This is a genomic window from Pseudomonas veronii (assembly GCF_001439695.1).
Lineage (GTDB): Bacteria > Pseudomonadota > Gammaproteobacteria > Pseudomonadales > Pseudomonadaceae > Aquipseudomonas > Aquipseudomonas veronii.
The window spans coordinates 54,246-77,583 of record NZ_JYLL01000019.1 but is presented as its reverse complement, the minus strand read 5'-3'; the positions used below and the strand labels follow the sequence as shown (position 1 = coordinate 77,583).

Below are 23,338 nucleotides of genomic sequence, written 5' to 3'. Positions count from 1 at the left end.
ACTTTGCACGAAAATTCTCTAAAACTTCGCTCATTATTTACGGCATCTTCACTTATAAAAACCAGGACAGCCCATGATCACTCGAAGCCATTGCCAAGCCCTTGACGACCAGGACCGGTTGGCGCCGCTGCGTCACCAGTTCGCCTTGCCGCAGGGGGTGATCTACCTCGACGGTAACTCCCTCGGCGCACGTCCGGTGGCCGCGCTTGCGCGGGCGCAGCAGGTGATCGCCGAGGAGTGGGGCAATGGCTTGATTCGCAGCTGGAACAGCGCGGGTTGGGCGGACTTGTCCCAGCGCCTGGGTAATCGCCTGGCACCGTTGATCGGCGCGGGGGAGGGCGAAGTGGTGATCACCGATACCACTTCCATCAACCTGTTCAAGGTGCTCAGCGCCGCCTTGAGCGTGCAGCGCCAACGCGCGCCGCAGCGCAAGGTGATCGTCAGCGAAGCGAGCAACTTCCCCACCGACCTGTACATCGCCGAAGGCCTCGCCGAACTGCTGCAACAGGGCTATTCGCTGCGCCTGGTCAACAGCCCGGACGAACTGCCCCAGGCCATCGACCCGGACGTGGCGGTGGTGATGCTCACCCACGTCAACTACAAGACCGGCTACATGTACGACATGCACGCGCTCACCACGTTGAGCCACGAGTGCGGCGCGCTGAGCCTCTGGGACCTGGCGCATTCGGCAGGTGCGGTGCCCATCGACCTGCACCAGGCCGGCGCCGATTATGCGATCGGTTGCACCTACAAATACCTCAATGGCGGCCCTGGTTCCCAGGCGTTCGTGTGGGTCAACCCGGCGCTGGTGGACGTGGTGCGCCAGCCGTTGTCGGGCTGGTTCGGGCATACCCGGCAGTTCGCCATGGAGACGCGTTATGCACCGAGTGCCGGCATCGCCCGTTACCTGTGCGGCACCCAGTCGATCACCTCGCTGGCCATGGTGGAGTGCGGCCTGGAGATTTTCGAACAGACCGACATGGCCAGCCTGCGCAGTAAATCCCTGGCCTTGACCGACCTGTTTATCGCACTGGTCGAAGCCCGCTGCGCCGCCCATGGCCTGGTGTTGATCACCCCGCGCGAGCACGCCAGACGCGGCAGTCATGTGAGTTTCGAACACCCTGAAGGTTATGCGGTGATCCAGGCACTGATTGCCCGTGGAGTGATTGGCGACTACCGCGAGCCGCGCATCATGCGTTTTGGTTTTACGCCGCTGTACACCTGCTTTACCGAAGTGTGGGACGCCGTGGAAATCCTCGGTGAGATCCTCGACAACCGCACCTGGGACCAGGCGCAATTCAAGGTCCGTAACAGCGTCACTTGAATAAACACAGACAACAATGGGGGGAGGGAGCTTGCTCCCGATAGCGCTGTATCAGCGTGTGAATCCGGCGACCGACACACCGCCATCGGGGGCAAGCCCCCTCCCACATGGGGTCTGCGGTGTTCATCCATTGAGTGCCTGACGCAGGCTCAATGTGGGAGGGGGCTTGCCCCCGATGGCGGCGGATCAGTCACCGAGGTATCGACTGAAAGACTGCTATATGGGGTCTGCGGTGTTCATCCACTGAGTGCCTGACGCAGGCTCAATGTGGGAGGGGGCTTGCCCCCGATGGCGGCGGATCAGTCACCGAGGTATCGACTGAAAGACTGCTATATGGGGTCTGCGGTGTTCATCCACTGAGTGTCTGACGCAGGCTCAATGTGAGAGGGGGCTTGCCCCCGATGGCGGCGGATCAGTCACCTAGGTATCGACCGAAAGACTGCTATATGGGGCTGCGGTGTTCATCCATTGAGTGCCTGACGCAGGCTCAATGTGGGAGGGGGCTTGCCCCCGATGGCGGCGGGTCAGTCACCTAAGGTATCAACTGAACGACTGCTATCACCAGCAAGCCCCCTCCCACAGAGGATCTGCGGCAACAGACAAATCGTGCAATCACAACAATAAGGGGCACACCACGTGACCACGCCAAACGACGGCTTTGCAGAAATCACCCACCGCGAACTGGGCCTGAGGCGCCAGCTCTCTTCCGGCCAGATGAGCATGATCGCCATCGGTGGCGCCATCGGCACCGGGCTGTTCATGGGCAGCGCCTATGCCATCGGTTATGCCGGGCCCAGCGTGCTGCTGAGTTACGCTATCGGAGCGTTGATCACCTTGCTGCTGATGGGCTGCCTGGCGGAGATGACGGTGGCCCATTCCACCTCCGGCTCCTTCGGGGCCTACGCCGAGTTCTACATCAGCCCGCTGGCCGGGTTCCTGGTGCGCTACGCCTATTGGGCGGCGATTGTGCTGGCGGTGGGCGCCGAGGTCACGGCGGTGGCGATGTACATGAAGTACTGGTTCGCCAACGTGCCGGAGTGGGTGTGGATCGTGTCGTTCTCCAGCGTGCTGATCCTGCTCAATGCCATCAGCGTGAAAACCTTCGGCAACTTCGAATACTGGTTTTCGACGATCAAGATCAGCGCCATCGTCGGTTTCATCCTCCTCGCGGTGTACGTGGTGTTCGGCTCCGGCAACCCGCAGTACGGGGTGCAGAACTACACGGCCCACGACGGCTTTTTCCCGCATGGCTTGAGCGGTATGTGGATCGCAGTGATCGTCTCGATCTTCAGCTACTTGAGCGTAGAGATGATCGCCGTCGCCGCCGGTGAAGCGGCCGACCCGGAGCAGGCGGTGAAGAAAGCCTTTCGCGCGACCATCGTGCGCCTGGTGGTGTTTTACCTGCTGACCCTGGCGCTGATGCTGGCCATCGTGCCGTGGAACCAGGCCGGGCAGACGCAGAGCCCGTTCGTCACGGTGATGCAGACCCTCGGCATTCCCGGCGCCACCGGGGTGATGAATTTCGTGATCCTGATCGCGGCGCTGTCGGCGATGAACAGCCAGCTCTACATCACCACGCGCATGATGTTCAGCCTGTCCCGCGCCGGCTTTGCGCCCAAGTCCATGGGCGCGTTGAGCAAGAGCGGCATCCCGCTGAACGCCTTGTTGCTGTCCAGCTCGGGCATCGGCCTAGCGACCTTGCTTAACGTGGTCTACCCGGAAAGCTCGTTCACGCTGATGATGGCGATCTCGATGTTCGGCGCGATCTTCACCTGGTTCATGATCTTCCTGACGCACCTGTTCTTCCGCCGTTATCGCAAGCGTCATGGCGGGGCGAAGTTGTCGTTCCAGCTGCGCCTGTTTCCCTACAGCACGCTGCTGGGCCTGGTGCTGATGGGCGCGGTGATGATCACCACGTATTTCACCGACGCGTTCAAGATGACCTTGGTGTTCGGCGTGCCGTTCCTGCTGATTCTGTCGGCGGTGTATTACGGATTTTTCCGCAAGGGCAGGGCCAAGGTGTCGAGCAAGGCCCTGGCATAACCCGGCAGGTGTTCGAACGAGCGCGCGCATAACAGCAGCGTTCGACAGGCCCAAGCTTCTCGCAACGGCTGGGCCTTGACGCGCTGCACCCACGGCCAGCGCGCCAGCGCCGCCTGGGGCACGATCCCCAGGCCCGCGCCGCGTGCGACCATGCGCAGCACGCCGTCAAAACCCTCGGCGCGGATCCGCGTGTGCAAGCGAAACCCCGCGTGCAACGCCTGTTCTTCCAGGTACACCGCCAGCGCGCTGTGGGCGGCCAGGCCCACATAGTCGTAATGCAGGCTGTCGATAAAACTCACCGTACTTGCCGCCAACGGATGTTCCAGCGGCATGACCAGCACCAGCGGATCGTCGCGAAACGCCAGGGTCTGCAAGCCGTGGGTGTCCACCGCGTCGGAGATGATCCCGAGGTCTGCGGTGCCCTGGCGCAAGGCCTGGGTGATGCGCAGGCTGGGCAGTTCCTGCAGGTCGATGTCCAGGTTGGGGTGGTCGCGCAGGAAATCCGCCAGCAGTTCCGGCAGGTATTCGCTGAGGGCGGTGGTGTTGCACAGCAGGCGCACCTGGCCTTTGACGCCGTTGGCGTATTCCGCCAGGTCCTGTTGCAGGTGCTCGGCCTGTTGCAGCAACAGCCGGGCATGACGCGCCAAGGCCTGGCCCGCGGCCGTCGGCGTGACGCCACGGCGGCCGCGTTCAAGGCATTCAACCCCGAGCGCAGCTTCCATCGCGCGGATGCGCGCGCTGGCGGCGGCCAGGGACAAGTGGCTGCGGCTGGCGCCGGCGGTGATGTTGCCGGCATCTAGGACGTGCAGGTAGAGGCGCAGGTCGATCAGGTCAAAGTGCATGGCTGGAAGATTTCCTTTCGCTGGACTGGCGCTATCGCGAGCAAGCCCGCTCCCACACTTGGAATGCATTTCAACAGTGGGAGGGGGCTTGCCCGCGATGGCGGCATCAGCCTCATGCAAAACAAGAGGCTGCCTCAGTATATGGTGAATTTTCGCGCCCAGCGAAAAGCCCCACACTCGGCCGATGACAACCTTCCTCGCGTTCTACCAAAACCTCGGCCCCGCCCTGACCCTGCTGGTGATCGGCACCTTCCTGCTGGCCGGCACCGTCAAAGGTGTGATCGGCCTGGGCCTGCCCACCGTCGCCATGGGCTTGCTCGGCCTGGCTATGTTGCCGGCGCAGGCTGCGGCGTTGCTGATCATCCCTTCGACGGTGACCAACCTCTGGCAACTGGCTTTCGGCGGCCACTTGAGCGTGTTGCTCAAGCGCTTGTGGCCGCTGTTGCTGTTGATTGTCCTCGGCACCGGGTTGGGCACGCTGTGGCTGGGAATGGGCAGTGGCGCCGGGGTGGTGCGCGCATTGGGCGCGGCCTTGCTGGTGTATGCGTTGAGTGGGCTGTTCCTGCCCGCATTCAAGGTGACGCCCGCGACCGAGCGTTGGTTGGCGCCGGTGTGTGGGCTGGTCACCGGCCTGATCACCTCGGCCACCGGCGTCTTCGTGATTCCGGCGGTGCCGTATCTGCAAGCGCTGGGGTTGAATCGCGATCAGTTGGTGCAGGCGTTGGGGCTGTCGTTCAGCGTGTCGACACTGGCGCTGGCGGCCGGGTTGGCCTGGCGCGGCAGCCTCGGCGGCGGTGAGATCAATGCCTCGTTGTTGGCGCTGGCGCCGGCCTTGTTGGGCATGTGGCTGGGGCAGGCGTTGCGCCAACGGATCAGTGCCGTGTTGTTCAAGCGGGTGTTTTTTATCGGCATGGCGCTGTTGGGCGCGCATCTGTTGATCAGTGGATAAAGGCAATAATAGAGTTTTATTCGTGATTTTCAGTCAAATGTATTTTGCCGCGCCAAGGCTTATTCCACGCAAGGCACATCGATACCCTGCCTTCAGACATTTTTAATCTCAAGGCGCTCCCCCCATGAAAAAAGTCCTGCTGCTCAACGGCGGTAAAAAATTCGCCCACTCCGACGGTCGCTACAACAGCACCCTGCATGACGCAGCCGTGGCTGTGCTCGACCGTGGCGGTATCGACGTCAAGGTCACGCATATCGATGAAGGCTACGACGTCGCCGAAGAGGTCGCCAAATTCCTCTGGGCCGACGTGATCATCTACCAGATGCCCGGCTGGTGGATGGGCGCGCCATGGATCGTGAAGAAGTACATCGACGAAGTCTTCACCGAAGGCCACGGCAGCCTCTACGCCAGCGATGGCCGTACCCGTTCCGACGCCTCGCAGAAATACGGCAGCGGCGGCCTGATCCACGGCAAGCAATACATGTTGTCGCTGACCTGGAACGCCCCGCAGCAAGCCTTCGACGACCCGAGCGATTTCTTTGAGGGTAAAGGCGTGGACGCGGTGTACTTCGCGTTTCACAAGGCCAATGAGTTCCTCGGCATGACGGCCTTGCCGACGTTCCTCTGCGTGGACGTCATGAAGCGCCCGGCCATCGACGCCGATGTGGCGCGCTACGAGCAGCATCTGGCGCAGGTGTTCGACCTCTCGGTGTAAGCTGCGCTGAACCGAGAAAGAGGACAGCCTGTGAAAGCCCGATCCGATGAGCTACAGATCTTCGTCAACGTGATTGAGTGCGGCTCGATTTCGGCGGCGGCGGAGCAGGTCGGGCAGACGCCGTCGGCGGTCAGCCGCACCTTGTCGCGCCTGGAAGCCAAGCTCGACACCACGCTGATCAACCGCACCACGCGGCGCATGGACCTGACCGAGGAGGGCAAGTACTTCTTCGAACAGGCCAAGGTGATCCTGGCGCAGATGGATGATCTGGAGGAACGCTTGTCGTCGCGCCAGAAAAAACCGGCGGGGCGCTTGCGCATCAACGCCGCCGTGCCGTTCATGCTGCATGGGATCGTGCCGTACATCGCCGAATTTCGCGGGCTGTACCCAGAGATCCAGCTGGAGTTGAACAGTGATGACTTGATCATCGACCTGTTGGAGCAGAGCACCGACATTGCGATTCGCATCGGCGCGCTGGCCGATTCCACCCTGCATGCGCGGTCCCTGGGCTGCACCCCGCTGCATATCCTCGCCAGCCCCGCTTACCTCAAGCAGTACGGCACGCCGACCACGGTCGCCGAGTTGGCCGAGCACACCTTGCTCGGCTTCACCCAGACCGAGACGCTCAACCACTGGCCGTTGCGCCACGTGGCGGGTGACCGCTGGCTGATCGAGCCCGGCATTGCCGCGTCCAGCGGTGAAACCGTGCGCCAGCTGGCGCTCGAAGGGCAGGGCATTGGCTGCCTGTCGAACTTCATGACCAGCGACGACATCGACGCCGGGCGCCTGGTGCCGCTGCTGGAAGCCTTCAACAGCGGTTATCGCCAGCCGATCCACGCGGTGTTTTACCGCAACTCGCAACTGGCCTTGCGCATCCAATGCTTCCTGGACTTCATCCAGGCCAAGCTGGCGCGGTACGCCTGCTGATTCGTGACCTGCGCGCAAGATTGAATTGGGCAACACGGTCTTATTCGCCAGGGATGGGGGCTTGATACTGGGCCCATCACTTACTCAGTCAGGAGAGACCTCCATGAACGTATTCGTTACCGGCGCCGCCGGATTTATCGGCGGCTCCATCGCCACCGGCCTGGTCAAGGCCGGCCACCATGTGACGGGCCTGGTGCGCAGCGCCGATCAAGCCGCCGAGATGACGGCCCTGGGCATCACCCCGGTCATCGGCACCCTGGACGACCGTGCGGTGTTGACCGAACAGGCCAGGCAGGCCGACGCGGTGATCAACGCCGCCAGCAGCGACCATCGCGCGGCGGTGGAAACGCTGTTGGCCGCCTTGAAAGGTTCGAACAAACCGTTCCTGCACACCAGCGGTTCGAGCATCGTCGGCGATGCATCGGGCGGCAAGGCCAGCGATGTCATCTACTTCGAAGACCACCTGCCGGAACCGACCGTCGACAAGGCCGCACGTGTCGCCATCGACAACCTGATCCTGGCGGCCGCCCAAGACGGGGTGAACTCGGCGGTGATCTGCAACACCCTGATCTACGGCCACAGCCTGGGCGTGAAGCGCGACAGCGTGCAACTGCCGCGCTTGCTCAAGCAGGCGCGCAAGAGCGGGGTGGTGCGCCATGTCGGCACGGGGCAGAACATCTGGTCCAATGTGCATATCGAGGATGTGGTCGCGCTCTATCTGCTGGCGCTGGAGAAGAATGTGCCGGGCACGTTCTACTTCGTGGAAAGCGGTGAAGCGGCGTTCATCGACATGACCACCGCCATCGCCGAAGCCCTGAACCTGGGCAAGCCGCAGGACTGGCCGTTGGCCGACGCAGAAGCCGAATGGGGCTATGAAATGGCCAACTACGGCCTGGGTTCCAACAGCCGGGTGCGCGGCAAGCATGCCCGTGAATTGTTGGGGTGGGCGCCCAAGCGCACGTCGGTGGTGGAGTGGATTCGCCGCGAAATGGTCTGATGTCGGCGTGAGACCGTGGTGCACCCTTCGCGGGCAAGCCCACTCCCACATTTGACGGTGTTCACACCTCGATAACGGGTGCACCGATCAAACCATGGGAGTGGGCTTGCCCGCGAACGGGGCATCCCGGTCAATCTGCCCTGACGCTTCACTGGCCCCACCGCCCGCATTTCCGTACCATTCCCTGCCTTATTCCCCGCAATGCCCGGTACCTCATGAACCTCACCCGTCTTCGCGCCGACGCCCTGGCCGGCCTCACCACGTCTTTTGCCTTGCTGCCCGAGTGCATCGCCTTTGCCCTGGTGGCGCATCTCAACCCGCTGATGGGGCTCTACGGCGCGTTCATCATCTGCACCCTCACGGCATTGTTCGGCGGGCGGCCGGGGATGGTCTCTGGCGCCGCAGGGTCGATGGCGGTGGTGATCGTCGCGCTGGTGGTGCAACACGGGGTGGAGTATTTGCTCGCGACGGTGCTGCTGGGCGGGCTGATCATGCTGGTCTTCGGCCTGCTGCGCCTGGGCAAGCTGGTGCGGATGGTGCCGCACCCGGTGATGCTGGGGTTCGTCAACGGCCTGGCGATCATCATTGCCTTGGCGCAGTTGGAGCATTTCAAGAGCGGTGATACCTGGCTCAGCGGCACGCCGCTGTATGTGATGAGCGGCCTGGTGCTGGTGACCATGGCCATTGTCTACCTGTTGCCGCGCCTGACCCGTGCCGTGCCGCCCGCCCTGGTGGCGATCCTCGGCGTGGGCCTGGCGGTGTACCTGCTGGGCTTGCCGACGCGCACGCTGGGCGACATGGCCCACATCGCCGGTGGCCTGCCGAGCTTCGCACTGCCGCAGATCCCCTGGAGCCTGGATACCCTCGGCATCATCGCGCCCTACGCGTTTCTGATGGCAATGGTCGGCCTGCTGGAAACCCTGTTGACCCTCAACCTCACCGACGAAATCACCGAGAGCCGCGGCTACCCCGACCGCGAAAGCATGGCCCTGGGCGCGGCGAATATGGTCTCGGGCCTGTTCGGCGGCATGGGCGGTTGCGCGATGATCGGGCAAACCGTGATCAACCTCAGCTCCGGCGGGCGCGGGCGTTTGTCCGGGGTCTTGGCTGGGGTGATGATCCTGTTGTTCATTCTGTTTCTGTCACCGCTGATCGAGCGCATTCCGCTGGCGGCGCTGGTCGGGGTGATGTTCGTGGTGTCGCAGCAGACCTTCGCCTGGGCGTCGCTGCGGGTGATCAACAAGGTGCCGCTCAATGACGTGCTGGTGATCATTGCGGTGACCGTGATCACCGTGTTCACCGACCTGGCCACGGCGGTGCTCTGCGGGATCGTGATCGCGGCGCTGAACTTCGCCTGGCAACAGGCGCGTGAACTGTACGCCGATGAATATCTGGAAGCGGACGGCAGCAAACTCTACCGCGTGCATGGCACGTTGTTCTTTGCCTCGACCACGCCGTTTTTGAATCAATTCGACCCGGCCAACGACCCGGCCGCGGTGACGCTGGATTGCCGCCACCTGAGCGTTGTCGACTACTCCGCGATTGCCGCGCTGATGACCTTGCGCGAGCGTTACAGCAAGGCCGGCAAGCATCTGCGCGTGCTGCATTTGTCCGAGCGCTGCAAGAAGCTGCTCAAGCGCGCCAAGGTCCATCACGACTGACCGCAACCCCTGTAGGAGCGAGCTTGCTCGCGAAAAACCCGAGAGCGCCGCGTCTATCCAGACAACACGCGTCATCGTTGACGATTTTCGCGAGCAAGTTCGCTCCTACGGGAGGGCGAGGGTTTTCATTCATTACGGCCCGACCAGGTCTTCCAGTTCCTGGGCGCGGGTCTGGGTCATGTCCAGCACACAGGCGGAGCCGTTGACCTGATCGATGCTGCCGCCGGTGGCACTGCCGGCAAAGGCGCAATTGGCGTCGCGGTATTTGATCCACAGGCGCTGCACGTCCTGCAATTGCTGCTTGCGCGCGCCTTCCTGGGCGGCGAGGGCGGTCTGGTAGGCGGTGTTCAGGCGTTTGTCCTGCACCTTGGCCTGCTGGGTGTTGCACTTGACCATGTCCACGGTCGTGTTGGCGCTGTCCATGCATTTCTTCAGTGCGGCGTTGTCGGCGGCCGACGCGCTGCCGCACAGGGCGAGCAGCAGGGCGCAGGCGGTGAGAGAGGTGCGGGTCATGATCGAGTGTCCTGGATGTTCGTGGGGGCGCATTTTAAGACTCAAGCGTGCGCGTTGAGTTTCCGGTCTTTTCTGATTTTGATGTAAGAACACCCCCCGAATTTTCATGCGCGGCCGTTGGGCATGTCCCAACGCGACAGCGCTTATCTGTGGGCGAAAATTACTTTCATAAAAATTGAAAATGCTCCTCGGTAATGATTTATGAGTTTCACAACCAATTCGACGTGACCCTTTCCGAGGAGTACCGCATGGCCGCATCACCGGGCTTCGGGCTATTGGCATACGCCGCCATCGCCATCATTGCTTTGATCGTGCTGATTGCACGTTACCGACTCAACCCGTTTATCGTCATCACCCTGGTGTCCATCGGCCTGGCGCTGATGGCCGGGATGCCGGCGGACACCATCATGGGCTCCTACGAAGCGGGCGTCGGCAAAACCCTGGGGCATATCGCCCTGGTGGTCGCGCTGGGCACCATGCTCGGCAAGATGATGGCTGAATCCGGCGGCGCCGAGCAGGTGGCACGCACGCTGATCAACCGGTTCGGCGAGCGCAACGCCCATTGGGCGATGGTGTGCATTGCCTTTCTGGTGGGGCTGCCGCTGTTTTTCGAGGTCGGTTTTGTGTTGCTGGTGCCGATCGCCTTTACCGTGGCGCGGCGTGTGGGGGTGTCGATCCTGATGGTCGGCTTGCCGATGGTCGCCGGCCTGTCGGTGGTGCATGCGCTGGTGCCGCCGCACCCGGCGGCGATGATGGCGGTGCTGGCGTATAACGCCTCGGTCGGGCAGACCGTGCTCTATGCGATTTTGATCGGCATTCCCACGGCGATCATCGCCGGCCCGCTGTACGCCAAGTTCATCGTGCCGCACATTCACCTGCCAGCGGAAAACCCGCTGGAGCGCCAGTTCATCGAGCGCGAGCCACGCAGCCGTTTGCCGAGTTTCGCCCTGACCATGGGCACCATTCTGTTGCCGGTGGTGCTGATGATGATCGGCGGCTGGGCCAATCTGATTTCCACGCCCGGCAGCGGTTTCAACCAGTTCCTGTTGTTTATCGGCAACTCGGTGATCGCGCTGCTGGTGGCGACCCTGGTGAGTTTCTGGACCCTCGGCCTGGCGCAGGGTTTCAACCGCGAGTCGATCCTCAAGTTCACCAACGAATGCCTGGCGCCGACCGCGAGTATCACCTTGCTGGTGGGCGCGGGCGGCGGGTTGAACCGGATTCTGGTGGACGCCGGCGTGACCAACGAAATCCTCGGCCTGGCCCATGCGTTCAACCTGTCGCCGCTGGTGATGGGCTGGTTGTTCGCCGCGTTGATGCGTATCGCCACCGGCTCGGCCACCGTGGCCATGACCACCGCTTCCGGGGTGGTTGCGCCGGTTGCGCTGGGCCTGGGTTATCCACACCCTGAATTGCTGGTGCTGGCGACCGGGGCGGGTTCGGTGATCTTTTCCCACGTCAACGACGGCGGCTTCTGGCTGATCAAGGAATACTTCAATATGACTGTGATCCAGACCTTCAAGACCTGGACCGTATTGGAGACCCTGATTTCGCTGGTCGCCTTCGGTCTGACGTATGGTCTGTCCTGCGTCCTGTAACCCGGAGCCTCCATGGACATCCTCTACCAGATCCGCGCCCGCCAGGCGTCTTTCAGTGCCGGCGAAGGGCGTATCGCCAAGCTGATGCTCGATGACGTGGGCTTTGCCGCGTCGGCTAGCCTGGAGGCGTTGTCCCAACGCGCCGAGGTCAGCACCGCCACGTTGTCGCGGTTTGCGCGCAGCGTCGGGTGCCGGGATTTGCGTGACTTGCGCCTGCAACTGGCCCAGGCCAGTGGCGTGGGCAGCCGCTTCCTCGACCCGGCGGGCAAGCCTGAGCAGTCGGGGTTTCATCGGCAGATTCTCGGCGATATCGAAGCGACGTTGCGCCAGCACTTGTCGGGGTTCGATCAGGCCGGCTTCGTCGATGCGGTCAGCCTGCTGGGCAAGGCGCGCATGATCCACGCGTTCGGCATGGGCGGCCCGTCGAGCCTGTGCAGCGATGAGTTGCAAGTGCGTCTGGTGCGCCTGGGCTATCCGATTGCCGCCTGCCATGACCCGGTGATGATGCGCGTCACGGCGGCGACGCTGGGGCCCGAGCAGGCGCTGATCGTTTGTTCGCTCAGCGGCCTCACCCCGGAGTTGCTGGACGTGGTGGCCCTGGCGCGCAACTACGACACGCCCATCGTCGCCATCACCCTGGCCGCTTCACCCCTGGCCGGGCTGGCGGATGTGGTGCTGGCGCTGCAACCGGCCGAAACCAGCTTCATCTACAAACCCACGGCGGCGCGCTACGGCATGCTGCTGGCCATCGACCTGCTCGCCACCGAGCTGGCGCTGGCCATGCCGGACGACAACCAGGAACGCCTGCGCCGCATCAAGCTGGCCCTCGACGACTATCGCGGCGGGCCCGACAGCCTGCCGCTGGGAGACTGATATGCAGTACGACACGCTGATCCGCCAGGCGCTGATCATGGATGGCCGCAACACGCCTGGGTATGTCGCCGATGTGGGGCTGCGCGACGGGCGTATCGAGGCGATCGGCGACTTGTCGGCCGCGCTGGCCACGCACGTGATCGACGCCCGCGGCCGGGTGTTGGCGCCGGGGTTTATCGATGTACACACCCACGATGACACGGTGGTGATCCGTCAGCCGCAGATGCTGCCCAAGCTCAGCCAGGGGGTGACCACGGTGATTGTCGGCAACTGCGGTATCAGCGCCTCGCCGGTGAGTTTGCGCGCTGAGCCGCCGGACCCGATGAACCTGTTGGGCCCGCGTGAAGCGTTCACCTATCCGCGTTTTGCCGATTACCGCGCCGCCGTGGAACGCGCCCAGCCGGCGGTCAACGTCGCGGCGCTGATCGGCCACACGGCGCTGCGCAGCAACCATATGGACGACCTGCATCGCAGCGCCACTTTCGATGAAATCGCCGCGATGCGCGTGCAGTTGCGCGAAAGCCTGGAGGATGGCGCCCTTGGCTTATCCACCGGCCTGGCCTACGCCAGCGCGTTCAATGCCGAGACCGATGAAGTGCTGCAACTGAGCGAAGAACTGACGGCGTTTGGCGCGGTGTACACCACCCATCTGCGCAGTGAGTTCGAGCCGGTGCTGGCGGCCATGGACGAGGCGTTTCTGATCGGTCGGCATGCTCAGGTGCCGGTGATCATTTCCCACCTCAAATGTGCCGGCGCGGGTAACTGGGGGCGTAGTCCGCAGCTGTTGGCGGCGCTGGAGCAGGCGGCGAAAACCCATCCGGTGGGGTGTGATTGTTATCCCTATGCGGCGAGTTCTTCGACCCTGGATCTCAAGCAAGTCACCGATGCGTTCCGCATCACCATCACCTGGTCGACAGCGCACCCGGAAATGGGCGGGCGCGACTTGCAGGCGATCGCCGCCGAGTGGGATGTTTCGCTGATGGACGCGGCCCGTCGCCTGCAACCGGCGGGGGCGGTGTATTACGGCATGGACGAAGCGGATGTGCGCCGTATCCTCGCGCATCCGCTGTCGATGGTCGGGTCGGATGGGTTGCCCGAAGATCCGTTCCCGCATCCGCGCTTGTGGGGCGCGTTTCCACGGGTGTTGGGTCACTTCAGTCGGGACGTCGGGCTGTTCCCGCTGCACACGGCGGTGCATAAGATGACCGGCTTGTCGGCGGCGCGGTTCGGCTTGTCGGAGCGGGGCGAAATCCGTGTAGGGCACTGGGCCGACTTGGTGCTGTTCGATCCGCTGCGCGTGCGCGATGTGGCGGATTTCAAGGCGCCGCAGCAGGCGGCAGAAGGGATTGATGGCGTGTGGGTCAACGGCGTGTTGAGCTACAGCGACGGGCAGTCGAATGGTCAGCGGCCGGGGCGGTTCCTGGCGCGCAGTGGGGATTTGCGGGCTGGGTTTTCGACTCTATAGTGGGCGCTCTTACACACGGAGCGGTTGCCATGCACTTAGGAAAAGTCACCCCCATCCTGCGGATTTTCGACGAGGCCAAGGCGTTGGAGTTTTATGTCGACTTCCTTGGGTTCAAGGTCGATTGGCAGCATCGCTTCGAGGCGAATTTTCCGTTGTACCTGCAGGTGTCGTTGGGTGAGTGCGTGCTGCATTTGTCCGAGCACCATGGCGATGCATCGCCGGGTGCGGCGGTGCGGATTCAGGCGCAGGGTGTAGACGCCTATCAGCAGCAATTGCAGGGCAAGGACTATCGTTTTGCCAAGCCAGGCGTTGAAGAAATGCCCTGGGGTTCGCGGGAGATGAGCATCCACGATCCGTTTGGCAATCGGCTGGTGTTTGTCGAGGAAGGCGAGGGCTGAGGGGTAAATCGCAGGCAATAAAAAACCGCCTTAGTAGGGCGGTTTTTTTGTGCAAACCCGGTTTGCGGCTGGGGTTGCGATCTCACAGGAAGCACTGACGTGTTGGCGATATTACTGCCGCTTCGGGGCTTTATGCAAGGCCTGACGATAGGTGGTCTTTCACTTGAGCCCCGCAAAAAACAGCAACAACTTTTAAGGGGAATTGGCCGTTGCTTGTCACACCTTGGCGTAGGGGACTGAGCTAGTATCGCCCTCGTTCTGCGTTCATCGTGAGGTAGGTTGGCTGGGTTCGCGCGCTAATTTTGGACCGACTGCCACGGGCTAGTAATCCGTGCCGGATTCATGCAAGAGGACCATAAACCCAGCCGCCTCACAGGAGCACTGACGTGCGTCCAAAGGCTCACATGTTCCGGTAAGTGCGCTGGAGGTAAGGCCCAACTCATGGAGGGCCGAGTATGTCTAAGTTTGCACGACGTGCGTGGAACCTCGTCATGAATGCCTTGCGTGTTTATCACGTATGGACATTCCTGCGAGACAGCTTCGATGACCGCTAAGGTCTGAGAAGTGGAGCCGCCCCGGTGCAGACCGAGGCGGCTTTTTGGTTTTTACACCCGGAAGTGGCTGACCATCTGCTGCAACTGGCTGCCCAAGCGCGCCAGTTCCACACTCGACTTGGCCGTCTCGTCACTCGCGGTGGCGGTCTGTTCCGACACGTCACGCACGTTGATGATGCTGCGGCTGATTTCTTCGGCCACGGCGCTTTGCTCTTCGGCTGCCGCTGCGATCTGCTGGTTCATCGACTGGATGTTCGACACCGTGCGGGTGATGTTTTCCAGGGATACGCCGGCCTTGCGCGTCAGTTCGACGCTGCTGTCGGTGAGGCTGCGGCTGTTGTTCATCACCGCGGCCACCTGCTGGGTGCCGTTCTGCAAGCCGGCCACCAGGCCTTCGATTTCTTCGGTGGATTTCTGCGTGCGCTGGGCCAGGCCACGCACTTCGTCGGCGACGACGGCAAAGCCGCGACCGGCTTCACCGGCACGCGCTGCTTCAATCGCGGCGTTGAGCGCGAGCAGGTTGGTCTGCTCGGCCACGGCCTTGATCACGTCCATCACGCTGCCGATTTTGTTGCTCTCTTGTTGCAGATGGCTCATGGCGTCGGTGGAACGCGCCACTTCGGCGGCCAGGCGTTCGATCTGGGCGATGGCTTCGGCCACCACCTTGTCGCCTGCGCGGGCTTGGCCATCGGCATCGGCAGCGGCCCGGGAGGCTTGCTCGGCGTTGCGTGCGACTTCCTGCACGGTGGCGGTCATTTCGTGCATGGCGGTGGCGACTTGATCGGTCTCGATCTTCTGGCTGTTCACCCCGGCACTGGTCTGTTCGGTCACGGCCGACAACTCTTCGGCGGCGCTGGCGATCTGGGTTACGCCGTCGCGAATACCGCTGATCAACTCGCGCAGGGTCGTGCCCATGCGCTGGATGCCTTGTTGCAGTACGCCCAGTTCATCGCGGCGGGTGACCTGGATATTGTGGCTCAGGTCGCCGGAGGCAATGCGCTCGACCACGGCCAGGGTTTCCTGGATCGGGCGTGTGATCTGGCGGGTGATCACCAGTGCCGCGACGATGCCGACCAGTAACGCGAGCAGCGTGCTGATCAATTGCAGGCTGCGGGCTTGGGCGCTTTCGGCGTCGCGGCGGGCGAGCTGGATGTCGTAGAGCTTATCGCTGATGGTGACGATATCCGCCCCTTGGGTGGTCATTTCGGCGCGCGCGGCGACGATATTGGCGTTAGCCGCCTTGTAGTTCTGCACCGCACTGCGATAGGCGCCGAGCGCGCTTTCCAGGGCGCTGAGCGCGACCTGTTGGCTGCCGCCGAACGCCGCGCCGAGGCCTTTCAAGCCGTTGATGGCTTTTTCGATCTGGGCGGCGGCGCGGGCTTCGGTGTCGGCGTTGACGTTGCCGGTGTAGCCGCGCACTTCGTAGCGGGCCAACTGGAACTCTTGTTTGGCATGAGTCACGGCCTGGTACTGGGTGAAGCGCTCGGGGTTGTCGGGCGTCTGCTGCACACTGCTGTCCAGTGCGTCGATCTGGGCGTTGGCGATGTCGGCCTTATCGCCCATGACCTGGCGCGCAGCATTGCCGGTACGGTAGGCCTCACGCATTTTGTTCAGCGATTGCTGATACGCCGTGATGACGGCTTTCTGCTCGTTGAGCAGTTTGACGTTGTCCGGGCTCTTGAAGCTGTCCAGGAGTGTTTGCTGCTGGGCGGCGAAGGCATCCAGGCTGGTTTGTACGTTCTGCGCCACGCTTTCATCGCCGTTGGCCAGCATGTATTGCAGGCGCACGATGCGCAGCTTGGTCAGGGAGGCGTTGAGCTGGGTGATGTCGCTCATCCAGTTGCTACGGTCGATCAGGCCGCCGAGGCTGGTCCAGCCGGTCAGCGCCAGGATCGAGGTGAGGACAAGCACCAGGCCGAAGCCCAGGCCCAGTTTGAGGTTGACGCTGATGTTACCGAACCAGCTGTTCATCGAGTGCTCCGCAAAAATGATGTTTGTCTGCTGGACGGTGTTGTTGTTTGAGCCAGCCAAGGTGTTTAGGCCATATCGGCGGGCACAGGGGAAACTGAAACGATTAATTCGTCCGCGCGATGTACGGGACCCTGCATCACCGAGCATCGGCGCCAGGTAGGCATGACGTGGGCGGGGCTCATTCCGCACGCGCATTCTGTGCTAGTCTGCTGGCCCTTTTAGTTCTGGGCGGTGCGGGAAAACCGTGTTTTCAGCGCTGCCCTACAGCGGAGCCTCTTCATGTCCGAAGTTAATCTGTCCACCGACGAAACCCGCGTCAGCTACGGTATCGGCCGTCAGTTGGGCGACCAACTGCGCGACAACCCGCCACCGGGCGTGAGCCTGGACGCAATCCTGGCCGGCCTGACCGACGCGTTCGCCGGCAAGCCAAGCCGTGTTGATCAAGAGCAAATGGCCGCGAGCTTCAAGGTCATCCGCGAAATCATGCAAGCCGAAGCGGCTGCCAAGGCGGAAGCGGCTGCAGGCGAGGGCCTGGCGTTCCTGGCGGAAAACGCCAAGCGTGACGGCATCACCACTCTGGCTTCCGGCCTGCAATTCGAAGTGCTGACTGCCGGTGAAGGCGCCAAGCCGACCCGTGAAGACCAAGTGCGTACTCACTACCACGGCACCCTGATCGACGGCACGGTGTTCGACAGTTCCTACGAGCGCGGCCAGCCTGCAGAATTCCCGGTTGGCGGCGTGATCGCCGGCTGGACCGAAGCCCTGCAACTGATGAATGCCGGCAGCAAATGGCGCCTGTTCGTGCCGAGCGAACTGGCTTACGGCGCTCAAGGCGTTGGCAGCATTCCGCCGCACAGCGTTCTGGTATTCGACGTCGAGCTGCTCGACGTTCTGTAAGACCTGCTTTTGATTACCTGTAGGAACGAGCTTGCTTGCGACAAACGTCAACGATGACGCGAGCATCCTGGATGAACGCGTTGCTTGTGCGTTCTTCGCGAGCAAGCTCGCTCCTACAGGGTTTTGCGCGGTCGCTCATGGGTGAAACTTGCCATTGAGTTCCGTCGCCGGGCGCAATGCTCGGGCATAGCAGAACAGAAACAGGTTGCGCACCACTTCCTTCAGTACACCGGGTTCACTGGAACTCAGGCCATTCACGTCCAGGTCGCCCTGGTCCTGCAGTTCGTTCAGCGCTTCTTCCTCCAGCACCGCACAGACTTCCCCGGTTTCCCGATGGAGGATGCGCAGGTAAGGGTGTGGGCGGTCCAGCCAGGCATCTATCAAATAAGTCATGTCGTTCTCCTTGATGGGTTTCAATGAGAATAATTCTTATTCGTAGAATAGCAAGTGCCTATTGGCGGTTTGCGGATTTTTCTGCGTGGGTCGTGCGAGGGATCAACAGCCAGGGCGAAACGCCATCCCGCGGCGGGCGCGGGATGGAAGCAGCAGGATCAGACCTTGCGGACGAACTCGGACTTGAGTTTCATCGGGCCGATACCGTCGATCTTGCAGTCGATATCGTGGTCGCCGTCGCACAGGCGGATGTTCTTGACCTTGGTGCCGACCTTGACCACCAGGGAGGTGCCCTTGACCTTGAGGTCTTTGATCACGGTGATGGTGTCGCCGTCCTGCAGGACGTTGCCTACAGAGTCTTTCTTCACGGTTTCATCGCTGGCCACTTCGGCCTCGCCAGTGGCGGACCACTCATGGGCGCATTCCGGGCAGATCAGTTGGGCGCCGTCTTCGTAGGTGAATTCGGAATTGCATTTCGGGCAGGGTGGCAACGTGCTCACTAAAGCTCCTTAAAGGTCAGGATGGCTAAAGTCGCACATTATATAGGGAATTGTAGGAAGACAGGGCGCGGTCTTGGATTGGTAATACAAACTAAATGTGGGAGGGGGCTTGCCCCCGATGGCGGTATTTCAGTCTAAGCATAAGTTGACTGATCCACCGCTATCGGGGGCAAGCCCCCTCCCACATTTGGTATTTCTAGTGCGTGCGCGCGACCGCGAACTCGCTCAGCTCGACCAGGGCGTCCCGGTATTCGCTGGCGGGGAGGGCGTCCAGGCACTTGATCGCACGGGCCACGTAGTCACGCGCCAGGTGGGCGGTGTAGTCCAGGGCGCCGGAGGCTTCCACGGCGGCGCGGATGCTTTCCAGGTCTTCGATCCCGCCTTTCTGGATCGCCTTGCGTACCAGGGCCGCCTGTTCCGGCGTGCCTTCGCGCATGGTGTAGATCAGCGGCAAGGTCGGCTTGCCCTCGGCCAGGTCGTCGCCGACGTTCTTGCCCAGGGTCTCGGCGTCGCCACGGTAGTCGAGCAGGTCGTCCACCAGTTGGAACGCCACGCCCAGGTGGTCGCCGAAGGTGCGCAGGGCTTCGGCCTGCTCGGCCGTGGCTTGGCACAGGGCGGCGGCGCTGTGGGTCGAGGCTTCGAAGAGCATCGCGGTTTTGCCGCGAATCACTTCCATGTAGGTTTCTTCGGTGGTGCTGGCGTCACGCACCTTTGACAACTGCAACACTTCGCCTTCGGCAATGATGCGCGTGGCCTGTGAAAGAATCTTCATCACCGGCATCGAGCCCAGTTCGACCATCATTTCGAACGAGCGCGAGTACAGGAAGTCGCCGACCAGCACGCTCGGGGCGTTGCCCCACATCGCGTTGGCGGTCTCGCGACCACGGCGCATGCCGGACATGTCAACCACGTCGTCGTGCAGCAGGGTTGCGGTGTGCAGGAACTCGATGGTGGCAGCCAGCAGGCGCAGGTCATCGCCTTCGCGGCCCAGGGCCTTGCCGCACAGCAACACTAATAAAGGACGCAGGCGTTTGCCGCCCGCCGACGTAATGTAGTCGCCAATTTTGGAGACCAGCGGCACTTTAGACGTCAGCTGCTGCTTGATGATGCCGTCGACGGCGCTAAAATCGTCCGCGACCGCGCGGTAGAAAGCTTGGGGTTGCATCAGCGACAGTCGCTCCAGAAGGGTTGCGCGGCATGCTAGGACCCTGACCCCGCAGTGTCAAGGCGCGATAGACGGCCTCTTGCAACGTATCCGCGCCTTGCGTACAATCGCGCACCCTGAACTTCCTGGGCAGCACCTGCCTTACGCAATTGCATTCGGGACGTCCATCCCATGCAGCCATGCCAGCCAATACCTCTTCTTATAAAGCGCTGGGTGAGCAGGATTATCGGAGAAATACCATGTCGTACGCAGTAATTGTTACTGGTGGCAAGCAATACAAGGTCGCCCCAGGTGAATACCTGAAGATCGAAAAACTGGAACTCGCTACCGGCGACTCCGTGACTTTTGATCGCGTTCTGTTGGTCGCCAATGGCGATGACGTGAACATTGGCGCTCCAGTTGTTGCTGGCGCTACCGTTGTGGCTGAAGTGATCTCCCAAGGTCGTCACGATAAAGTCCGCATCATCAAGTTCCGTCGTCGTAAGCACCACATGAAGCGTATGGGCCACCGCCAGTGGTACACCGAGATCAAAATCACCGGTATTCAGGCTTAATTTCAGCCTAATTCCTCACTAGGAGAATTGACTCATGGCACACAAAAAAGCTGGTGGTAGTACCCGTAACGGTCGCGACTCAGAAGCCAAACGCCTTGGCGTGAAGATGTATGGCGGCCAGGTTATCATTCCGGGCAACATCATCGTGCGTCAGCGCGGCACCCAATTCCACGCCGGTTACGGTGTTGGCATGGGTAAAGATCACACTCTGTTCGCTAAAATCGACGGCGTGATCAAGTTCGAAGTAAAAGGCGCCTTCGGTCGCCGTTACGTGAGCATCGTCCCGAAGACTGACGTCGTCGCGGCATAATTACGTAGTTGCTGGAAAAGCCCTGTCTCGCGACGGGGCTTTTTCGTTTGTGGAGTGAGTCTCTTGCAAAGCTGTTTGTAATGAGCTCAAGCGCTGGATTCGCGGTCGTTGATTGAGGTCGCTGCGCTCATTTTTGCAAGAGTCTTATGTCTTGGTTTCTTAAGCTCGTCCGTGCGGCGAGAGGCGTTTTGTTATGAAGTTCGTTGATGAAGTTTCCATCCGAGTAAAAGCAGGCGACGGCGGTAACGGTTGCATGAGTTTCCGTCGCGAAAAATTCATCGAAAACGGTGGCCCCAACGGCGGTGACGGCGGTGACGGCGGTTCCATCTACATGATGGCCGACGAAAACCTCAACACCCTGGTGGACTACCGTTACACCCGGCACTTCGATGCCGAGCGTGGTTCCAACGGCGGCAGCACCGATTGCACCGGTAAAAAAGGTGAAGACATGGTGCTGCGCGTACCGGTCGGCACCACGATCATCGACTCCGCGACCCAGGAAGTGATCGGCGACCTGACCAAGGCCGGCCAGAAGCTGATGGTTGTGCAGGGCGGCTGGCACGGTCTGGGTAACACCCGTTTCAAGTCCAGTACCAACCGTGCGCCACGCCAGACCACGCCAGGCAAGCCGGGCGAGCAGCGTGACCTCAAACTGGAAATGAAAGTACTGGCCGACGTGGGCCTGTTGGGCCTGCCGAACGCCGGCAAAAGTACCTTCATCCGCTCGGTCTCGGCCGCCAAGCCGAAAGTCGCCGACTACCCGTTCACCACCCTGGTGCCAAACCTGGGCGTGGTCAGCGTCGACCGTTGGAAAAGCTTCGTGATCGCCGACATTCCCGGCCTGATCGAAGGGGCTTCCGAAGGTGCGGGCCTGGGTATCCGTTTCCTCAAGCACTTGTCGCGTACCCGTTTGCTGCTGCACCTCGTCGACATGGCGCCGCTGGATGACACCAGCGCACCGGACGCCGCCGAAGTGATCGTCAACGAACTGACCAAGTTCAGCCCGTCCCTGGCTGAGCGTGATCGCTGGCTGGTGCTGAACAAGTGCGACCAGATCCTCGAGGAAGAGCACGAGGAGCGCGTCAAGGAAATCGTCGATCGCCTGGAGTGGACCGGTCCGGTCTACGTGATCTCGGCCATCGCCAAAGAAGGCACCGAACGCCTGACCCGCGACATCATGCGTTACCTGGAAGACCGCGCCGACCGCCTGGCGGCCGACCCGGTGTTCAAGGCCGAACTCGCCGAGCTCGACCAGCGCATCGAAGACGAAGCCCGCGCCCAGCTGCAAGCCCTGGACGACCAGCGTGCCTTGCGCCGCAGCGGCGTGAAGTCGGTCCATGACATCGGCGACGATGATTGGGACGAAGAAGACGTGGATGATGAAGACGGTCCGGAAATCATTTACGTGCGCGACTGATTCGTTGCAGTAAACTTAAGCGCCGCTCACTCGAGCGGCGTTTTGGTATCTGGGGATACCTGCAGTCACGAATGTAGTCACGAATAACGTTATGGGCGGCGCTGGGTCGCGTCCCGCCCTCTAACTAAGGTTGAAGATGATGCGGAGCAAAGTGACAGGTGCGCAGCGCTGGGTCGTAAAGATCGGAAGTGCGTTGCTGACGGCGGATGGCAAAGGGCTGGATCGCGCAGCCATGAGCGTGTGGGTCGAGCAGATGGTGGCCTTGCATGAGGCCGGCGTCGAGTTGGTGCTGGTCTCGTCCGGAGCGGTTGCCGCCGGGATGAGCCGCCTCGGCTGGACCGCGCGACCCAGCGCGATGCACGAACTGCAAGCCGCTGCCGCCATTGGTCAGATGGGCCTGGTGCAAGCCTGGGAATCCAGCTTCGCCGAGCACGGCCTTCACACCGCGCAGATCCTGCTGACCCACGACGACCTGTCCGACCGCAAGCGCTACCTCAACGCCCGCAGTACGTTGCGCGCGCTGGTGGAGCTCAAGGCGATCCCGGTGATCAACGAAAACGACACGGTGGTCACCGACGAAATCCGTTTCGGCGACAACGACACCCTGGCCGCCCTGGTGGCCAACCTGGTGGAAGCCGACCTGTTGGTGATCCTCACCGACCGTGACGGTATGTTCGACGCCGACCCGCGCACCAACCCCGACGCCAAATTGATCTACGAAGCCCGCGCCGATGACCCGGCGCTGGACGCCGTGGCCGGCAGCGTCGGCGGCGCGCTGGGCCGTGGCGGCATGCAGACCAAGCTGCGTGCGGCGCGCCTGGCGGCGCGTTCGGGTGCCCACACGATCATCGTCGGCGGGCGCCTGGAGCGCGTGCTCGACCGCCTCAAGGCCGGTGAGCGCATCGGTACGCTGCTGTCGCCGGAACGCGGCATGCTGGCCGCGCGCAAGCAGTGGCTGGCCGGGCATTTACAGACCCGCGGCACCCTGGTACTCGACGATGGTGCCGTGGCGGCGTTGTCCCTGGGTCACAAGAGCCTGCTGCCGGTGGGCGTCAAGTTGGTGCAGGGCAGCTTCCGCCGTGGCGAGATGGTGGTGTGCGTGGCGCCGGACGGTCGTGAGATCGCCCGCGGCCTGGCCAACTATAGCGCGCTGGAAGCGCAGAAAATCATCGGGCAGTCGTCTGAGGCGATTGTCGGTCTGTTGGGTTACATGGCGGAACCGGAACTGGTCCACCGCGACAACCTGATTCTGGTTTAAACGAAAGGAATACA

The 23,338-nt window shown here is 62.1% G+C and carries 21 protein-coding genes and 2 pseudogenes; 16 read left to right on the top strand and 7 right to left on the bottom strand.

Annotated elements, in window-relative coordinates:
* Positions 1–73: 73 nt before the first annotated feature.
* Together kynU and TU80_RS21025 are read left to right on the top strand one after the other, a co-directional pair.
* Complete coding sequence (kynU, locus tag TU80_RS21030; RefSeq protein WP_057005297.1) at positions 74–1,324, top strand: kynureninase; 1,251 nt, start codon at positions 74–76, stop codon at positions 1,322–1,324.
* Between the two features lie 636 nt (positions 1,325–1,960).
* Positions 1,961–3,367, top strand: coding sequence for an amino acid permease (locus TU80_RS21025; RefSeq protein ID WP_057005296.1), 1,407 nt, complete (start codon positions 1,961–1,963; stop codon positions 3,365–3,367).
* Here TU80_RS21025 and TU80_RS21020 read toward each other — a convergent pair.
* Complete coding sequence (locus tag TU80_RS21020) at positions 3,313–4,209, bottom strand: LysR substrate-binding domain-containing protein (protein WP_057005295.1); 897 nt, start codon at positions 4,207–4,209, stop codon at positions 3,313–3,315. The two genes, TU80_RS21025 and TU80_RS21020, sit on opposite strands and share 55 nt — an antisense overlap.
* A 184-nt stretch (positions 4,210–4,393) precedes the next feature.
* Between TU80_RS21020 and TU80_RS21015 the strand changes: the two genes are divergently transcribed.
* The 5 genes from TU80_RS21015 to TU80_RS20995 all read left to right on the top strand — a co-directional run bounded on the left by TU80_RS21015 (position 4,394) and on the right by TU80_RS20995 (position 9,458).
* The gene (locus TU80_RS21015; protein ID WP_057005294.1) at positions 4,394–5,158 is read left to right on the top strand and encodes a sulfite exporter TauE/SafE family protein; all 765 of its coding nucleotides are present in this window, start codon (positions 4,394–4,396) and stop codon (positions 5,156–5,158) included.
* Between the two features lie 124 nt (positions 5,159–5,282).
* On the top strand, positions 5,283–5,873 hold the full coding sequence (gene mdaB / locus TU80_RS21010) for an NADPH:quinone oxidoreductase MdaB (protein WP_046382082.1): 591 nt from the start codon (positions 5,283–5,285) through the stop codon (positions 5,871–5,873).
* A 30-nt stretch (positions 5,874–5,903) separates the two neighbouring features.
* Positions 5,904–6,800 (top strand): LysR family transcriptional regulator, encoded by an 897-nt coding sequence (locus tag TU80_RS21005; protein WP_017847736.1) that lies wholly within the window; start codon positions 5,904–5,906, stop codon positions 6,798–6,800.
* Between the two features lie 103 nt (positions 6,801–6,903).
* Positions 6,904–7,797, top strand: coding sequence for an NAD-dependent epimerase/dehydratase family protein (locus TU80_RS21000; protein WP_057005293.1), 894 nt, complete (start codon positions 6,904–6,906; stop codon positions 7,795–7,797).
* Positions 7,798–8,012: 215 nt separating this feature from the next.
* Entirely contained in the window at positions 8,013–9,458 is a 1,446-nt protein-coding gene (locus tag TU80_RS20995; protein WP_046382084.1) for a SulP family inorganic anion transporter, read from the top strand.
* A 132-nt stretch (positions 9,459–9,590) separates the two neighbouring features.
* On the opposite strand, the gene TU80_RS20990 is transcribed toward TU80_RS20995, so the two are convergent.
* Positions 9,591–9,971 carry a lysozyme inhibitor LprI family protein gene (locus tag TU80_RS20990; protein WP_017847739.1) on the bottom strand — a complete coding sequence of 127 codons (381 nt, stop codon included), beginning with the start codon at positions 9,969–9,971 and terminating at the stop codon, positions 9,591–9,593.
* Between the two features lie 248 nt (positions 9,972–10,219).
* On the opposite strand from TU80_RS20990, the gene TU80_RS20985 reads away from it, so the two are divergent.
* From TU80_RS20985 to TU80_RS20970, 4 genes are read left to right on the top strand one after another with little or no spacing between them, the layout of a single operon-like run.
* On the top strand, positions 10,220–11,569 hold the full coding sequence (locus tag TU80_RS20985) for a GntT/GntP/DsdX family permease (RefSeq protein ID WP_234427189.1): 1,350 nt from the start codon (positions 10,220–10,222) through the stop codon (positions 11,567–11,569).
* 12 nt (positions 11,570–11,581) lie between these two features.
* Entirely contained in the window at positions 11,582–12,442 is an 861-nt protein-coding gene (locus TU80_RS20980) for a MurR/RpiR family transcriptional regulator (RefSeq protein ID WP_057005291.1), read from the top strand.
* Position 12,443: 1 nt separating this feature from the next.
* Complete coding sequence (locus TU80_RS20975) at positions 12,444–13,907, top strand: N-acyl-D-amino-acid deacylase family protein (protein ID WP_057005290.1); 1,464 nt, start codon at positions 12,444–12,446, stop codon at positions 13,905–13,907.
* A gap of 29 nt (positions 13,908–13,936) precedes the next feature.
* Entirely contained in the window at positions 13,937–14,305 is a 369-nt protein-coding gene (locus TU80_RS20970) for a glyoxalase superfamily protein (RefSeq protein ID WP_017847743.1), read from the top strand.
* 605 nt (positions 14,306–14,910) lie between these two features.
* Here the strand turns inward: TU80_RS20970 and TU80_RS34045 are convergent.
* Together TU80_RS34045 and TU80_RS34040 are read right to left on the bottom strand one after the other, a co-directional pair.
* A pseudogene (locus tag TU80_RS34045) lies at positions 14,911–15,507 on the bottom strand (methyl-accepting chemotaxis protein); the annotation flags it as partial.
* A 258-nt stretch (positions 15,508–15,765) separates the two neighbouring features.
* A pseudogene (locus TU80_RS34040) lies at positions 15,766–16,830 on the bottom strand (methyl-accepting chemotaxis protein); the annotation flags it as partial.
* A 279-nt stretch (positions 16,831–17,109) separates the two neighbouring features.
* Between TU80_RS34040 and bamJ the strand changes: the two are divergent.
* Entirely contained in the window at positions 17,110–17,727 is a 618-nt protein-coding gene (gene bamJ, locus TU80_RS20960) for a BamJ family beta-barrel-assembly machinery protein (RefSeq protein WP_017847745.1), read from the top strand.
* Between the two features lie 135 nt (positions 17,728–17,862).
* Here bamJ and TU80_RS20955 read toward each other — a convergent pair whose 3' ends face one another.
* The 3 genes from TU80_RS20955 to TU80_RS20945 all read right to left on the bottom strand — a co-directional run bounded on the left by TU80_RS20955 (position 17,863) and on the right by TU80_RS20945 (position 19,785).
* Entirely contained in the window at positions 17,863–18,120 is a 258-nt protein-coding gene (locus TU80_RS20955) for a PA4570 family protein (protein WP_003194088.1), read from the bottom strand.
* Between the two features lie 158 nt (positions 18,121–18,278).
* Positions 18,279–18,620 (bottom strand): zinc ribbon domain-containing protein YjdM, encoded by a 342-nt coding sequence (locus TU80_RS20950; RefSeq protein WP_017847746.1) that lies wholly within the window; start codon positions 18,618–18,620, stop codon positions 18,279–18,281.
* Between the two features lie 196 nt (positions 18,621–18,816).
* Positions 18,817–19,785, bottom strand: coding sequence for a polyprenyl synthetase family protein (locus TU80_RS20945; RefSeq protein ID WP_017847747.1), 969 nt, complete (start codon positions 19,783–19,785; stop codon positions 18,817–18,819).
* A gap of 239 nt (positions 19,786–20,024) precedes the next feature.
* Between TU80_RS20945 and rplU the strand changes: the two genes are divergently transcribed.
* From rplU to proB, 4 genes are all read left to right on the top strand, one after another.
* Positions 20,025–20,339: a 50S ribosomal protein L21 gene (gene rplU / locus TU80_RS20940; RefSeq protein ID WP_017847748.1), complete on the top strand. Its 315-nt coding sequence runs from the start codon at positions 20,025–20,027 to the stop codon at positions 20,337–20,339.
* A gap of 34 nt (positions 20,340–20,373) precedes the next feature.
* The gene (gene rpmA / locus TU80_RS20935) at positions 20,374–20,649 is read left to right on the top strand and encodes a 50S ribosomal protein L27 (protein WP_007901871.1); all 276 of its coding nucleotides are present in this window, start codon (positions 20,374–20,376) and stop codon (positions 20,647–20,649) included.
* A gap of 193 nt (positions 20,650–20,842) precedes the next feature.
* On the top strand, positions 20,843–22,066 hold the full coding sequence (gene cgtA / locus TU80_RS20930; RefSeq protein ID WP_017847749.1) for an Obg family GTPase CgtA: 1,224 nt from the start codon (positions 20,843–20,845) through the stop codon (positions 22,064–22,066).
* A gap of 139 nt (positions 22,067–22,205) precedes the next feature.
* Positions 22,206–23,324, top strand: coding sequence for a glutamate 5-kinase (proB, locus tag TU80_RS20925; RefSeq protein WP_057005288.1), 1,119 nt, complete (start codon positions 22,206–22,208; stop codon positions 23,322–23,324).
* Positions 23,325–23,338 lie beyond the last annotated feature (14 nt).